Annotated in this window: 12 protein-coding genes; 6 read left to right on the forward strand and 6 right to left on the reverse strand. The window is 72.6% G+C overall.

Annotation, left to right across the window (positions count from 1 at the left end):
- The first annotated feature begins 39 nt into the window (after positions 1-39).
- On the forward strand, positions 40-1,053 hold the full coding sequence (locus ACIP98_RS08835; protein WP_319661198.1) for a COX15/CtaA family protein: 1,014 nt from the start codon (positions 40-42) through the stop codon (positions 1,051-1,053).
- 234 nt (positions 1,054-1,287) lie between these two features.
- On the opposite strand, the gene ACIP98_RS08840 is transcribed toward ACIP98_RS08835, so the two are convergent.
- From ACIP98_RS08840 to ACIP98_RS08855, 4 genes are all read right to left on the reverse strand, one after another.
- On the reverse strand, positions 1,288-2,400 hold the full coding sequence (locus ACIP98_RS08840; RefSeq protein ID WP_401974828.1) for an amidohydrolase family protein: 1,113 nt from the start codon (positions 2,398-2,400) through the stop codon (positions 1,288-1,290).
- A complete protein-coding gene (locus ACIP98_RS08845) occupies positions 2,397-3,758 on the reverse strand; it encodes a glutamine synthetase family protein (RefSeq protein WP_401974549.1) in 1,362 nt (453 codons plus the stop codon). Before ACIP98_RS08845 ends, ACIP98_RS08840 begins: the two co-directional genes overlap by 4 nt.
- A 66-nt stretch (positions 3,759-3,824) precedes the next feature.
- Complete coding sequence (locus ACIP98_RS08850; RefSeq protein ID WP_319661196.1) at positions 3,825-4,184, reverse strand: hypothetical protein; 360 nt, start codon at positions 4,182-4,184, stop codon at positions 3,825-3,827.
- A 24-nt stretch (positions 4,185-4,208) separates the two neighbouring features.
- A complete protein-coding gene (locus tag ACIP98_RS08855; protein ID WP_319661195.1) occupies positions 4,209-5,153 on the reverse strand; it encodes a heme o synthase in 945 nt (314 codons plus the stop codon).
- Positions 5,154-5,532: 379 nt separating this feature from the next.
- Between ACIP98_RS08855 and tkt the strand changes: the two genes are divergently transcribed.
- From tkt to pgl, 5 genes are read left to right on the forward strand one after another with little or no spacing between them, the layout of a single operon-like run.
- Positions 5,533-7,635, forward strand: coding sequence for a transketolase (tkt, locus tag ACIP98_RS08860; protein WP_401974553.1), 2,103 nt, complete (start codon positions 5,533-5,535; stop codon positions 7,633-7,635).
- 40 nt (positions 7,636-7,675) lie between these two features.
- The gene (gene tal, locus ACIP98_RS08865) at positions 7,676-8,794 is read left to right on the forward strand and encodes a transaldolase (protein ID WP_319661193.1); all 1,119 of its coding nucleotides are present in this window, start codon (positions 7,676-7,678) and stop codon (positions 8,792-8,794) included.
- Between the two features lie 5 nt (positions 8,795-8,799).
- On the forward strand, positions 8,800-10,323 hold the full coding sequence (zwf, locus tag ACIP98_RS08870) for a glucose-6-phosphate dehydrogenase (RefSeq protein WP_401974556.1): 1,524 nt from the start codon (positions 8,800-8,802) through the stop codon (positions 10,321-10,323).
- Positions 10,320-11,387: a glucose-6-phosphate dehydrogenase assembly protein OpcA gene (opcA, locus tag ACIP98_RS08875; protein WP_319661191.1), complete on the forward strand. Its 1,068-nt coding sequence runs from the start codon at positions 10,320-10,322 to the stop codon at positions 11,385-11,387. The genes zwf and opcA overlap by 4 nt, the downstream gene beginning before the upstream one ends.
- Positions 11,384-12,166, forward strand: coding sequence for a 6-phosphogluconolactonase (gene pgl / locus ACIP98_RS08880; protein ID WP_319661190.1), 783 nt, complete (start codon positions 11,384-11,386; stop codon positions 12,164-12,166). Before opcA ends, pgl begins: the two co-directional genes overlap by 4 nt.
- 93 nt (positions 12,167-12,259) lie before the next feature.
- Here the strand turns inward: pgl and pgi are convergent, their stop codons facing one another.
- Positions 12,260-13,942 carry a glucose-6-phosphate isomerase gene (pgi, locus tag ACIP98_RS08885; protein WP_319661189.1) on the reverse strand — a complete coding sequence of 561 codons (1,683 nt, stop codon included), beginning with the start codon at positions 13,940-13,942 and terminating at the stop codon, positions 12,260-12,262.
- Complete coding sequence (locus ACIP98_RS08890; protein WP_319661188.1) at positions 13,942-15,243, reverse strand: MFS transporter; 1,302 nt, start codon at positions 15,241-15,243, stop codon at positions 13,942-13,944. Before ACIP98_RS08890 ends, pgi begins: the two co-directional genes overlap by 1 nt.
- Between the last annotated feature and the right edge of the window lie 80 nt (positions 15,244-15,323).

Consider the following 15,323-nt stretch of genomic DNA (forward strand, 5'->3'; position numbering starts at 1 on the left):
CGTCCCCCTCGTGAAGGATTGCACAAGGGGGCGCCTACGATGGTGGCCGTGCCGAATCTCAGCCAAGCAGGCCAAGCCGTGCGAAACCCGCTGGCCTTCATCGCCCAGCGCTGGACCCCGTCCCCCGCGACGGTCCGGCGGGCTGCCCTGGCGGCGCTCGTGATGAGCGTGGTCATCGTGGTGACCGGCGGCGCCGTCCGGCTGACCAGCTCGGGGCTCGGCTGCCCGACCTGGCCCAAGTGCACGGCCGACAGCCTCACCGCGACCGGTGCCATGGGCGTGCACGGGGCGATCGAGTTCACCAACCGCATGCTGACGTACGTGCTGTGCGCCGCCGTTGGCTGGGCCATCGTCGCGGCGCGCGCCGCGCAGCCGTGGCGGCGCGGGCTGACCCGCCTGGGCTGGGCGCAGTTCTGGGTCGTCATGGGCAACGCGGTGCTGGGCGGCATCACGGTGCTGACCGGGCTCAACCCGTACACCGTCGCCTCGCACTTCCTGCTGTCCAGCGCCCTCATCGCGGTCGCGCTGCTCACCTGGCAGCGGGCCGGCGAGGGCGACGCGGGTCCCCGCCCGCTGGTCGGCAAGCCGGTGCGGCAGCTGACCTGGCTGCTGGTCGTCGCCTCCGCCGTGCTCATCGCGGTCGGCACGCTGGTGACGGGCGCGGGTCCGCACGCGGGCGACAGCAGCGATGTGCCGCGCGTCCAGGTGAAGTGGGAGACCATCGCGCAGCTCCACGCCGACCTGGCCTGGGTCGTGTGCGGGCTGACCGTGGCCCTGTGGTTCGTGCTGCGCGCCGTCGACGCCCCGGCGGGGCCGCGGGCGCGGGTCCGTGACCTCGTCGTCGTGCTGCTGGCGCAGGGTGTCATCGGCTACGTCCAGTACTTCACGAAGCTCCCCGAGGCCCTGGTCGCCGCGCACATGCTGGGCTCCACCCTGGTGTGGATCGCGGTCCTGCGCGTCCTGCTCTCACTGCGCGAACGCCCCCTGACCGAGCCCGGCGCCGCCCCCGCCCCCGCAGCCGTCTCCGCTCCGGAACCCGCCCCGGCCGCGTAACGGACCCGGCACCGCGTCAGCCCAACCCGCAAGCCTGGCGGGCAGTGTCCGCCGCGACCAGGGCGGCGACGCGGCGCGCGTCGGCGGCGGAACACGCGCCGTCGGCGACCCAGCACCTCCCGCACCACGGCGCTGAGCTCCACCCCGGTGTCGACCGCGGTCCTGCGCGCCCCGCACCCGCGGCCGTCTCCGCTCCGGAACCCGCCCCCGCCGCATGACGCGCCCGGCACCGCGTCAGCCCAACCGGTAGACCCGGCGGGCATTGTCCGCCGCGACCAGGGCGGCGACGCGGCGCGCGTCGGCGGCGGAACAGGCGCCGTCGGCGACCCAGCCCCCCAGCACCTCCCGCACCGCGGTGCGGAAGGCCTCGGCGCCCACGACGTAGAGCTCGGGGAGCCCGTAGGCGTCCGTGGAGAAGAGCAGCTTGCCGAACGGCGCCAGCTCCAGGAACTCCGCGAGCACCGCGCCCGCCCGGGGGCCGACGTGGGTCAGGGCCAGCCCCACGTCGGCGTGGACGTGCGGGAAGACGTTCGCGAGGTAGGCGGCCTGCCGGTGGTACGGGTAGCAGTGCAGCAGCACCAGGTCCGTGCCGAGGCCCGCGGTGGCCCGGGCGAAGTCCGTCAGCAGGGCCGGGTCCGCGTGGTCGAGCCGCAGGTCGGGGTCGCCGAAACCGGTGTGGAGCTGCAGCGGCAGGCCCGTGGCGACGGCCGTCCACAGCAGGTGCCGGATCAGCACGGGGTCGGTGAGCCGGCTGCCGTGTTCGTGCCGCGCTTCGAGCCAGGCCGCGGCGGCGCGCACCACGTCCGCGGGGTCCGGGGGTTCGGGTGCCAGGGCGAGGCCGTGGCGGTAGGCGGCGATCGACTTGAAGCCGAGCGCGGTCGACGCCGCCTCGTGGACGGCCTCCGCGACACCGGAGGCGTAGGCCTCCCCGCCGGCGCTGGTGTCGGCGACCCGCTCCGCGAGCCGCTCCAGCCGGACGATCTCGTGGGCCTCCGCGCCGCCGCCCGCCGCGGCCAGTTCCTCCGGCGTCATCAGGTCGCCGGGCAGCCCGGTGTCCACCAGGTACGTCCCGATGCCGGTGCCCCGCAGCAGCAGCCGCGCCGTCTCGTACGCGCCGAGCTCCCGCCGCCGCGCCAGGTAGTGGGCCGGCGGGCAGTGCGGCTCCAGCCCGAGCAGCGGCGGGCACCAGCGGCGCACGGCGAAGCCGGTCTGGGTGTCGAAGAAGGTGGTGCCGGGCGCTGCGGGCGCGTCGGACTCCGTGAGATACGTCTCGAAGGAGGCGATGCCGAGGTCGCCCCGGACGACGCCGTGGCAGTGCTGGTCGACCAGCGGCGGCAGCTCGATCACCAGCGCCACCGGGTGGCCTCGGCGAGCTCCTCGGGCCCGAGTTCGGCCAGTGCCTCGGACTCGGCCCGCCGCACGGCCACGATCGCGCCGCACAGTTCCTCGCCGAGCGCCTCGCGCAGCGCGTCGTCGCGGACGAAGTGCCCGACGGCCTCGCCCAGCGACCTCGGCAGCCGCTCCAGGTCGCCCCGCCCGGCCGGATCGCCGGTCACGGGCTCCGGCAGTGCCGGTCCGCCGTCGAGCACGCCCCGCAGGCCCGCCGCGATGACGGCGCCGGCCACCAGGTAGGGGTTGGCGGCCGCGTCGAAGGGCTTGAGCTCGGCGTGCCCGCCGTCGGGGTCGTCGGGCTCGCCGACCACCAGGCGCAGCGCCGCCTCGCGGTTCTCCACGCCCCAGCAGCGGTGCGCGCCGGCCCAGTGCGAGGGGACCAGGCGCAGATAGCTCGCCGGGGAGGGCGCCCCGATGGCGCACAGCGCGGGCAGCGCGTCCAGGACGGCGCCGAGGAAGCTGTCAGCGGTCGCGGCCAGACCGTACCGGCCGATGGGGTCGCGGTGCAGGTTGTGCCCGTGCTCGCGCAGGCTCAGGTGCAGGTGGCAGCCGTTGCCGACCTGGCCGGCGACGACGGTGGGGGCGAATGAGGCGCGCAGACCGTGGGCCGCGCTGACGGCCCGTACGGTCTCGCGGACCAGGACGAGGTCGTCGGCCGCCCCGACGGGGCCGGCGGGCGCGGTGGAGATTTCGAACTGCCCGGGCGCGTACTCCGGGTGGATCTGCAGGACGTCCACGCGCTGCGCGTCGAGGGCGTCGTGGAGGGCGAGCAGGTAGGCGGACTGCTCGGTGACCCGGGTCAGTCCGTACGCGGGTCCGCGGCCCGCGACGTCGCCGGCCCCGGGACCGGCGTCGTCGCGGACGACGGTCCACTCGGTCTCGAAGCCCATCCGCAACTCCAGGCCGTGAGCGGCGGCCCGGTCGGTCATGCGCCGGGCGAACTGCCGCTGGCAGGCGGGGTGCGGCCGCCCCTGCTGGTCGTAGCGGTCGGCCGGGGCCCAGGCCCAGCCGGGCTGCGCGGCCAGCACGGTGAGCCGGTCGAGGTCGGGGAAGAGCCGCAGGTCGCCGTCGGGGCCCCCGATGTGCTCGGAGGTGGTGACGACGTCGTCGGAGGTGAAGACGTCGAAGACCGGTGACATGCCGATCCCGCGGTGCGCCGCGTCCGCGAGCCGGGCGGTGGGCACCGTCTTGACCCGGCTGATGCCCGCGTTGTCGACCCAGCTGACCGCGACGGCCCGTACGCCGTCGGCGGTGAGCCGCGCCGCGTCCTGGCGGGCCGTCAGCCGCCTTTCGTGCCGTTCTTCCGCGTCCACCCGCACACGCCTCCTCGTACCCGCCGTTCAGGAACCGTTCCATGGTCCTAACGGGCGGGCCCGGCGTCAGGTGTTGGCGGGGCCGCCGATCTGGATTCCGGCCATGCGGCGCCACTCGTAGCGGCCCGTGCGGACCTTGGCCGCGAGGTCGCCGTCGAAGGACTCGTGCAGCGTGATGCCGGAGAGCTCCACGGCCCGTCGCGCGACGTCGAAGGAGGGGGCGACGAGGTCGCCCCAGCCGCCGTCCTCGCCGACCAGCACGATGCGGGTGCCGGCCTCGCCGATGTACGCGATCTGGCCCTCGGCACCGCCGTGACCGCCGGCGAACCGGTCGATCCGCTTGGCCAGCCGGGCGGCCCGCCGCTCGGCGCGGGCGTGCGCCTTCGGGTCGGCGACCGGGGTGTCCACTGCCTGGGTGTCTGCCATGACAGGAATGCTACCCGCCGGTAATCAACGGAGGAAGGGATCCACGGCGACAGCCACGAACAGCAGCGTCGCGTAGGTGATGGACCAGTGGAACAGCCGCATCTCCTTGAGCTTGGCCCCGACCACGCCCGCCTTGGCACGGCCGTACAGGGCGTGCGCCTCGACGAGCCAGAAGGCACCGAGCACCACGGCGGCCGCGGCGTAGAACCATCCCGTGGCGCCGAGCGGCCACCACAGGGTGAGCGACACCAGCACCATCGCCCAGCTGTAGACGACGATCTGCCGGCCCACGACCACGTTGCCCGCGACCACCGGCAGCATGGGGACGCCCACGCGCGCGTAGTCGTCCTTCACCTTCATCGACAGCGGCCAGTAGTGCGGCGGCGTCCAGAAGAAGAGGACGAGGAAGAGGACGAAGGGCGCCCACGCCAGCTCGTCGCGCACCGCGGACCAGCCGATGAGCACCTGCATGCAGCCGGCGATCCCGCCCCACACGATGTTCTGCGCGGTACGGCGCTTCAGCCCCAGGGTGTACACGAAGACGTAGTAGAGGATGGCCACCAGCGACAGCACCGCCGACAGCGGGTTGACCAGCAGCCAGAACCACGCGGTCGAGACCACCGAAAGAGCGATGCCGAAGACCAGGCACTCCCACGGCGCGACCATGCCGGTCACCAGCGGGCGCTGCTCCGTCCGGTGCATGAGCGCGTCGATGTCGCGGTCGATGTACATGTTCAGCGCGTTGGCACCGCCGGCGGACATGTAGCCGCCGACCATCGTCGCCGCGACGAGCCACAGGTCGGGAACGCCGCCCGCCGCCAGGAACATGACCGGAACCGTCGTGATGAGCAGCAGCTCGATGATGCGCGGCTTGGTCAGCGCCACGAAGGCCATGACACGGGCACCGAACGGCCGGTGACCGTTGATCGACCCGATGGCTCCGGCGGGCCGGGATTCGACGGCCGTCACGAACACCCCTGAGGAAAAGTCCAGCAAGCGGCTCCGCTTGCGCGTACCACGCCACTCTAGACGTAGCGGATACTCCGACCGCGCCGGGGGTGCCACGTGTTGACGCCCGGGCGTTTCCCCGGCGCAAGGGCCGGGTCACCTGAGGCTGTTCGATGTTCAACGGGGGTTCAACGGGCTGCGGCAGGCTTCGAGTCGCTTCAACAGGCGAAGTGCGGCCGGGCGGGGGACGCTGGTGACAGCGCCGGTGCCGGGTGGGAATGCGCCTGCCCGCGCATCGGTTCCCCGAGGCGACCGGGCCCGTCGCGCCGACATTCGAAAAGGCGCACACCCTTGCGGGGGTAGGCTCGGCAACGCCCGGTGTGCACATCGTCACCGGCGTATGACATGTGGAGAGGAGCCCTCTCAGGTGAGCACCGAGGCGACCACCGAGCTGGAGTGGAGCGAGCTGGACGGGCGTGCGGTCGACACCGCGCGTGTCCTGGCGATGGATGCCGTGCAGAAGGTCGGCAACGGCCATCCGGGGACGGCCATGAGCCTGGCCCCCGCGGCCTACCTGCTGTTCCAGAAGCTGATGCGGCACGACCCCGCGGACGCCTCGTGGGTGGGCAGGGACCGCTTCGTCCTGTCGCCCGGCCACACGTCCCTGACGCTGTACACGCAGCTGTTCCTGTCCGGGTACGGACTGGAACTTGACGACCTGAAGGCCTTCCGTACCTGGGACTCCCGTACCCCCGGTCACCCGGAGCACGGCCACACCACCGGCGTGGAGACCACCACCGGCCCGCTCGGCCAGGGTGTCGGCAACGCGGTGGGCATGGCGATGGCGGCCCGCTACGAGCGCGGCCTGTTCGACCCGGACGCGGCACCCGGCGAGTCGGTGTTCGACCACACGATCTGGGCCATCGTCTCCGACGGCGACCTGGAGGAGGGCATCTCCGCGGAGGCCTCCTCGCTGGCCGGGCACCAGAAGCTCGGCAACCTGGTCGCGCTGTACGACGACAACCACATCTCCATCGAGGGCGACACGGCGACCGCCTTCTCCGAGGACGTCCTGAAGCGCTACGAGGCCTACGGCTGGCACGTGCAGCGCATCGAGCAGGACCCGTCGGGCGACTTCGACACCCAGAAGCTGTACGCGGCGCTCAAGGCGGCGCAGGCCGTCACCGACCGCCCGTCGATCATCGCCGCCCGCACGATCATCGCCTGGCCGGCCCCGAACGCGCAGAACACCGAGGCCGCTCACGGCTCGGCGCTCGGCGAGGCCGAGGTCGCGGCGACCAAGCAGGTCCTCGGCTTCGACCCGGAGCAGCACTTCGAGGTGGCACCCGAGGTGCTGGCGCACGCCCGCAAGGTCGGCGACCGCGGCCGCGAGGCCCACGCGGAGTGGACCAAGCGCTTCGAGGAGTGGCGTGCGGCCAACCCCGAGCGCGCCGCGACCTTCGACCGCATCCAGGCGGGCGAGCTGCCGGCCGGATGGGAAGAGGCGATCCCGGAGTTCCCCGCGGGCAAGGCCGTGGCGACCCGCAAGGCCTCCGGCGAGGTGCTGAAGGCGCTCGGCGCCGTCCTGCCCGAGCTGTGGGGCGGCTCCGCCGACCTCGCCGGCTCGAACAACACCACCATCGACGCCTCGTCGTCCTTCCTGCCCGCGGACAACCCGCTGCCGGAGGCGAACCCGTACGGCCGCACGGTGCACTACGGCATCCGCGAGCACGCCATGGGCTCGACGATGAACGGCATCGCGCTGCACGGCAACACCCGGATCTACGGCGGCACCTTCCTGGTCTTCTCCGACTACATGCGCCCGGCCGTGCGTCTGGCCGCGCTCATGAAGCTGCCGACCACCTACGTGTGGACGCACGACTCCATCGGCCTGGGCGAGGACGGCCCGACCCACCAGCCGGTCGAGCACCTGTCCGCGCTGCGCGCCATCCCGGGCCTGAACGTGGTCCGGCCGGCCGACGCCAACGAGACCGCCATCGTGTGGGCGGAGATCACCCGCCGCCACACGGCCAAGCCCGCCCCGCACGGCCTGGCGCTCACCCGGCAGAACGTCCCGACGTACCCGGCCGACGTGAACGCGGCCAAGGGCGGCTACGTACTCCTGGACGCCGAGGGCGGCCGGCCGCAGGTCATCCTGATCGCCACCGGCTCCGAAGTGCAGCTGGCCGTCGAGGCCCGCGAGCAGCTCCAGGGCGAAGGGATCCAGGCGCGCGTCGTGTCCATGCCGTCCGTGGAGTGGTTCGAGGAGCAGGACCAGGCGTACCGCGACAGCGTCCTCCTCCCGGACGTCAAGGCGCGCGTCGCCGTGGAGGCGGGCATCGCCCTGACCTGGTACCGCTTTGTCGGCGACGCCGGCCGGATTGTGTCCCTGGAGCACTTCGGGGCAAGCGCCGATTACAAGGTCCTGTACCGCGAGTTCGGCCTGACCTCCGAGGCGGTCGCCGCCGCCGCGCGCGACTCGATCGCCGCCGCGACCCGCTGACGCACAGACGCATACGACGTATCGAGGAGATGCAAGACTCATGACAGACGCACTCAGGCGCCTCTCCGACGAGGGCGTGGCGATCTGGCTCGACGACCTGTCCCGCAAGCGGATCACCTCCGGCAACCTGGCCGAGCTCCTGGACCAGAGCCACGTGGTGGGCGTCACCACCAACCCGTCCATCTTCCAGAAGGCGATCGCCGGCGGTGACGGCTACGAGCCGCAGGTGACCGACCTCGCGGCCCGCCGGCTGACGGTGGACGAGGCCGTGCGCATGATCACCACCGCCGACGTCCGGGACGCCGCCGACGTGCTGCGCCCGGTGTACGACGCCACCGGCGGCCAGGACGGCCGGGTGTCGATCGAGGTCGACCCGCGTCTGGCCCACAACACGGCGGCCACCATCGCCGAGGCCAAGCAGCTGGCCTGGCTGGTGGACCGCCCGAACACCCTGATCAAGATCCCGGCGACCAAGGCGGGCCTGCCGGCCATCGCCGAGGTGATCGGCAAGGGCATCAGCGTCAACGTCACGCTGATCTTCTCGCTGGAGCGCTACCGCGAGGTCATGGACGCCTACCTGACGGGCCTGGAGACGGCCAAGGCCGCGGGCCTGGACCTGTCCCTGATCCGTTCGGTGGCGTCCTTCTTCGTGTCCCGCGTGGACAGCGAGATCGACAAGCGCCTGGAGAAGATCGGCACCGACGAGGCCAAGGGCCTCAAGGGCAAGGCCGCCGTCGCCAACGCCCGGCTGGCCTACCAGGCCTACGAGGAGGTCTTCTCCTCCGACCGCTGGAAGGCCCTGGAGCACGACGGTGCGCACAAGCAGCGCCCGCTGTGGGCCTCCACCGGTGTGAAGGACCCGGCCTACCCGGACACCATGTACGTGACCGAGCTGGTCGCCCCCGGCGTCGTCAACACCATGCCGGAGGCCACGCTGGAGGCCGTCGCCGACCACGGCGAGATCACCGGCGACACCATCCGGGGCACGTACGCGCAGGCCAAGGCCGAGCTCGACGCGGTCGGCGCGCTCGGCATCTCGTACGACGACGTCGTCCAGCTGCTGGAGGACGAGGGCGTCGAGAAGTTCGAGACGTCCTGGAACGAGTTGCTGGACTCGACCAAGGCGGAGCTCGAGCGCCTGGCGCCGAAGGAGGCGTAACCACGTTGAGCAGCGCCAACCCGCTGCGTGACCCGGTGGACCGACGGCTCCCGCGTATCGCGGGGCCGTCGGGCCTGGTGATCTTCGGGGTCACGGGCGATTTGTCACGCAAAAAGCTGATGCCCGCCGTCTACGACCTCGCCAACCGCGGGCTGCTGCCGCCGGGCTTCTCGCTCGTCGGCTTCGCCCGCCGCGACTGGGCGGACGAGGACTTCGCCCAGGTCGTGCACGACTCGGTGAAGGAGCACGCGCGCACCCCCTTCCGCGAGGAGGTCTGGCAGCAGCTCGCCGAGGGCATGCGCTTCGTGCCGGGCGACTTCGGCGACGACGAGGCGTTCGAGAAGCTCCGCGCCACCGTGGACGAACTGGACAAGGCCCGGGGCACGGGCGGCAACTTCGCCTTCTACCTCTCCGTGCCTCCGAAGTTCTTCCCCAGCGTGGTGCAGCAGCTCAAGAAGCACCGGCTGTCCGACCCGCCCGAGGGATCGTGGCGCCGGGCGGTCATCGAGAAGCCCTTCGGGCACGACCTGGCCAGCGCGCAGGAGCTCAACCGCGTCGTCCACCAGGTCTTCCGCTCCCAGGACGTCTTCCGCATCGACCACTACCTGGGCAAGGAGACGGTCCAGAACATCCTGGCGCTGCGCTTCGCCAACACGATGTTCGAACCGCTGTGGAACCGCTCGTACGTGGACCATGTGCAGATCACCATGGCCGAGGACATCGGCATCGGCGGTCGCGCGGGTTACTACGACGGGATCGGCGCCGCCCGCGACGTCATCCAGAACCACCTGCTCCAGCTGCTGGCGCTGACCGCCATGGAGGAGCCCGCCTCCTTCGAGGCGAGCTCGCTCGTGCAGGAGAAGCTCAAGGTGCTGCAGGCGGTCAAGCTCCCCGCCGACCTCGGCAAGCACACGGTGCGCGGGCAGTACGCGCACGGCTGGCAGGGCGGCGAGGAGGTGCTCGGCTACCTGGAGGAGGAGGGCATCGACCCCAAGTCCAAGACCGACACCTTCGCCGCCATCAAGCTGGAGATCGACAACCGCCGCTGGGCGGGCGTGCCCTTCTACCTGCGCACCGGCAAGCGGCTCGGCCGGCGGGTCACGGAGATCGCGGTGGTCTTCCAGCGCGCCCCGCACTCGCCGTTCGACAACACCGCGACCGAGGAGCTGGGGCAGAACGCCCTGGTCATCCGCGTGCAGCCGGACGAGGGCATCACCATCCGCTTCGGTTCGAAGGTGCCCGGCACCTCGATGGAGATCCGGGACGTGACCATGGACTTCGCCTACGGCGAGTCCTTCACCGAGTCCAGCCCGGAGGCGTACGAGCGGCTCATCCTCGACGTGCTGCTCGGCGACGCGAACCTCTTCCCCCGTACCCAGGAGGTCGAGCAGTCCTGGCACATCCTCGACCCGATCGAGGAGTACTGGGACCGGCACGGCAAGCCCGAGCAGTACACGGCGGGCACATGGGGTCCCAAGGCGGCGGACGAGATGCTCGCACGAGACGGCAGGAGCTGGCGCCGGCCATGAACATCGACCTCACGGAGACCAACTCCAGCAAGATCAACTCTGCGCTCGTCAAGGCGCGTCGGGCGACCGGCAGCCCGGCCGTCGGCATGGTGCTGACCCTCGTCATAGTGACCGACGAGGGCAACCACTACGACGCGCTCAAGTCCGCCTCGGACGCCTCGCGCGAGCACCCGTCGCGCATCCTGGTCGTCATCAAGCGTCCCGGACGCTCCGCGCGCGAGCGCAAGAGCGCCCGCCTGGACGCCGAGGTGCGGGTCGGCGGCGAGACCGGCATCGGCGAGACCGTGCTGCTGCGGCTGCACGGCGAACTCGCCGACCACGCCGAGAGCGTCGTCCTGCCGCTGCTGCTGCCGGACGCACCGGTCGTGGTCTGGTGGCCGGACGAGGCTCCGGTGAACCCCGCGGCGGACCCGCTGGGCGCACTCGCGCAGCGGCGGATCACCGACGCGGCGCAGACCGAGGACCCGGTGGCGGCCCTCGGGCTGCGGGCCGAGACCTACACCCCGGGCGACACGGACCTGGCCTGGACCCGCATCACCCCGTGGCGCAGCGTGCTCGCCGCGGCGCTGGACCAGAAGCAGGCCGCGGTCAAGGGCGCCGTCGTCGAGGGCGAGACCGACAACCCCAGCACGGAACTGCTCGGGCTGTGGCTCGCGCGGCGACTGGGCGTCCCCGTCCGGCGCAAGGTGTCGGAGGGTCCCGGGATCACGGCCGTACGGCTGGCGACCTCGGAGGGCGAGATCTGCCTGGACCGGCCCAGCGGCTCGCTGGCCGAGCTGGCCATCCCCGGCCAGCCCGACCGGCACGTGGCGCTGCAGCGCCGGGCGACCTCGGACCTGATCGCCGAGGAACTGCGGCGGCTGGATCCGGACGAGGCGTACGCGGCCGCGGTCAAGTTCGGTGTGGACCGGCTGGCCCAGACCGAGGAGACCGTGACCCCCGACGAGGCGGAGGCGCGGATCGCCGAGGCGGACGCGACGGCCGGCAAGGCCGGCGACGCCAAGGCCGCCGCCTCGAACGCGGGCCGCAAGGCCCCGGCCGGCAAGAGGGCGGCGGCGAAGTGAGCGCCCCCCAGGTCGTGGTCCACCGGGACAAGGAGCTGATGGCGCAGGCCGTGGCGGCCCGGCTGATCACGCGGGTCGTGGACGCCCAGGCCGCCCGGGGCACCGCCTCGGTCGTGCTGACCGGTGGCCGCAACGGCAACGCCCTGCTCGCCGCACTGGCCGGCTCGCCGGCCCGGGACGCGATCGACTGGGCGCGGCTGGACCTGTGGTGGGGCGACGAGCGCTTCCTGCCCGCGGGCGATCCGGAACGCAACGACACCCAGGCCCGGGAGGCCCTGCTCGACGCCGTCCCGGTCGACCCGGCGCGGGTGCACACCATGCCCGTGTCGGACGGCCCCTACGGCAACGACGCGGACGCGGCGGCCGAGGCCTACGCCGAGGAACTGGCGAGGGCCGCGGGCCCCGAGGACCACGCCCGGGTGCCCTCGTTCGACGTCCTGATGCTGGGCGTCGGACCGGACACCCATGTGGCCTCGCTGTTCCCCGGGCATCCGGGGGTCCGCGAGACCGAGCGCACCGTCGTCGGCGTCCACGGCTCGCCGAAGCCGCCGCCGACGCGTGTCTCGCTCACCCTCCCCGCGATCCGCGCCGCCCGTGAGGTGTGGCTGCTGGCCGCGGGGGAGGACAAGGCCGGTGCCGTCGCCGTGGCCCTGTCGGGGTCCGGCGAGGTCCAGGCCCCGGCTGCGGGCGCCCGCGGCCGGTCGCGCACGCTCTGGCTGCTGGACCGCACCGCGGCGGCGAAGCTGCCTCCGCAGCTCTACCCGCCGGCGTCGCTGTAGACGTCGCCGTACGGTCCGGAACACGAACGCCGGGCGGGCTCCCTCCCTGGGGGGCCCGCCCGGCGTTCTTGGTGTCCCGGTGCTGTCGGTGTCTCAGCGGCCGCGCAGGGAGCGGTAGTCGGCGACCAGCCCCTTGGTGGAGGCGTCCAGGCCCTCGACGTCCGCGCCTTCGGTCAGGGCGGGCTCCACGCGCTTGGCCAGCACCTTGCCGAGCTCGACGCCCCATTGGTCGAACGAGTCGATGTTCCAGACCGCGCCTTGGACGAAGACCTTCTGCTCGTACAGCGCCACGAGCTGGCCGAGCACCGAGGGGGTCAGCTCGGTCGCCAGGATCGTGGTGGTCGGGTGGTTGCCGCGGAACGTGCGGTGCGGCACCTGCGCCTCGGCCACGCCCTCGGCGCGGACCTCGTCGCTGGTCTTGCCGAAGGCCAGCGCCTGGGTCTGGGCGAAGAAGTTCGCCATCAGCAGGTCGTGCTGGGCGGCCAGTCGCGGTTCGAGCTCGCCCAGCGGCCGGGCGAAGCCGATGAAGTCCGCGGGGATGAACTTCGTGCCCTGGTGCAGCAGCTGGTAGTAGGCGTGCTGACCGTTGGTGCCGGGCGTGCCCCAGACCACCGGGCCGGTCTGCCAGGTGACGGGGTTTCCGTCCCGGTCCACGGACTTGCCGTTGGACTCCATGTCGAGCTGCTGCAGGTAGGCGGGGAACTTCGACAGGTAGTGGCTGTAGGGCAGCACCGCGTGCGACTGGGCGTCGAAGAACTGGCCGTACCAGACGCCGAGCAGGCCCAGCAGCATGGGCACGTTCTGCTCCGGCGGGGCGGTGCGGAAGTGCTCGTCGACCAGGTGGAAGCCGGCCAGCATCTCGCGGAAGTGGTCCGGGCCGATGGCGATCATCAGCGACAGGCCGATGGCGGAGTCGTAGGAGTAACGGCCGCCGACCCAGTCCCAGAACTCGAACATGTTGGCCGTGTCGATGCCGAACTTGGAGACCTCGTCGGCGTTGGTGGACAGCGCCACGAAGTGGAAGCGGACCGGCGAGTCCTCGGCGTCGGCCCGGGTGCCCGACTTGCCGAGGCCGTCCAGCAGCCACTCGCGCGCGGAGGTGGCGTTGGTGATGGTCTCGATGGTGGTGAACGTCTTGGACGCGACGATGAACAGCGTCTCCGCCGGGTCCAGGTCGCGCACCGCCTCGTGCAGGTCCGAGCCGTCCACGTTGGAGACGAAACGGAAGGTCAGCGAGCGGTCGCTGTAGGCCCGCAGGGCCTCGTACGCCATGGCGGGGCCGAGGTCGGAGCCGCCGATGCCGATGTTCACCACGTTCTTGATGCGGCGTCCGGTCGACCCGACCCACTTGCCGGAGCGCACGGCGCCCGCGAAGTCCGCCATCTTCGCCAGCACCTGGTGGACGGCCGGGATGACGTTCTCGCCGTCGACCTCGACCACGGCCGACTTCGGGGCGCGCAGTGCCGTGTGGAGCACCGCGCGGTTCTCGGTGACGTTGATGCGCTCGCCGCGGAACATCGCGTCCCGCAGCTCGGTGACGCCGGTGGCGGCGGCCAGTTCGCGCAGCAGGTCCAGCGTCTCGTCGGTGACCAGGTTCTTGGAGTAGTCCAGATGGAGGTCGCCCACCTGGAGGGTGTAGCGCTCGGCGCGGCCGGGGTCGGCGGCGAACAGCTCCCGCAGGTGGGCGGAGCCCATCTCCTCGCGGTGCCTGGCGAGCGCCTGCCACTCCGGCCGCTGGTCGAGACGGGTACGGCCCTGCGTGTTGGTTCCGGACATCAGTCCACTTCTCCTCGTCCTCCGTGCTGCAGGTCCAAACTAGTTGATCCTGTGCCCGCAGGAGATTCACCCCCGGCCTCTGGCGTGGTGACGACGGGTGTCAACGCGACCGACGCGCATCCGAACAACGCGGCGGCCAGCAGCGGCGGGGTGCCCAGGCCCCAGGCCCCCGCGGCAACGCCGCCCGCCAGTGCGCCCAGTGGCGCCCCGGCCACGGCCAGGGTGCGCATGGCGGCGCTGACCCGGCCCAGCAGGGCCTCGGGGGTGCGTCGCTGGACCAGCGTGGCCTCGTTGACGTTCCAGACCATGCCCAGGGCACCGAACACCGCCATGACGGTGACGGCGACCGCGAGCGACCGCGCCGCGCCGAGCACGACCAGGCACCCGGCCTGGACGGCGAGCCCCGGTATCAGCGCCCGGCCGCGCCCGCCGAACAGCGCGGACCACCGCCCGGCAAGCGCTCCCCCGGCCACGCTGCCCACGCCGTACGCGACGAGGACGGCGACGTAGCCGGCATGCCCGGCGTGCAGCCGGCCGGTCACCAGGAGCACGAGGGTGGCGATGACCGCGCCGACTCCGGTGTTGGCGACGGTGTTCGCCACGCACAGCGCCCGCAGGACCCGGTCCCGCCGCAGGGCGCGTATCCCCTCGGCGATGTCCTGGCGCAGTGTGCGGCCCACGGCGCGCGGCGGCCGAACGGGCGCGGGCCGCCGCAGCGAGGCCACCAGCGCGGCCGCGGCGGCGTAGGTCACTGCGTCCGCGGCGAACGGCGCGGCGGCTGTCAGGCCGAGCAGCACGGGCACCAGCGGTGCCCCGAGGAAGGTGCCCGCCACGGTCTGGCCGGTCATCAGCCGGGCGTTGGCACGCCCCAGGGCGTCCCCGGGGACGACCGAGGGCAGCAGGGCGGTCGCGGCGTTGTCGAAGAGCGTCTGCAGCGTGGTCAGCGAAAAGGCCAGGACGAGCAGCAGCCCGATGTCCGCGGCGCCCCGCCACACGGCCACCGCGAAGGCCGCCACCAGCGCCGCGCGCACCGCGTCCACCGCCCACATGGCCCGCCGCTGGTCCACGCGGTCGGCGACGGCACCGCCCAGCAGGCCGAAGAGCAGCCAGGGCAGGAATCCGGCGGCGGTGACCAGGGAGACCAGCAGCGGCGAGTCGGTGAGTCCCACCGCGAGCAGCGGCAGGGCCGCGCCCCGGAGCCCGTCGCCGAAGCGCGAGACCGCGGCGGCCGTCCACAGTCGTCCGAACCCGCCACGCCACGCGGGCGCGCGCTCCCCCGCCGGCACGCTCATGCCACTCATGGATCCACCCCCACCGGTCTTCGGTCAGCTGTCACAGACCGTAGCCGGAGCCACTGACAACGCACCGTCCGCGCAGGTCG

Source organism: Streptomyces sp. NPDC088354 (genome assembly GCF_044753585.1).
Lineage (GTDB): Bacteria > Actinomycetota > Actinomycetes > Streptomycetales > Streptomycetaceae > Actinacidiphila.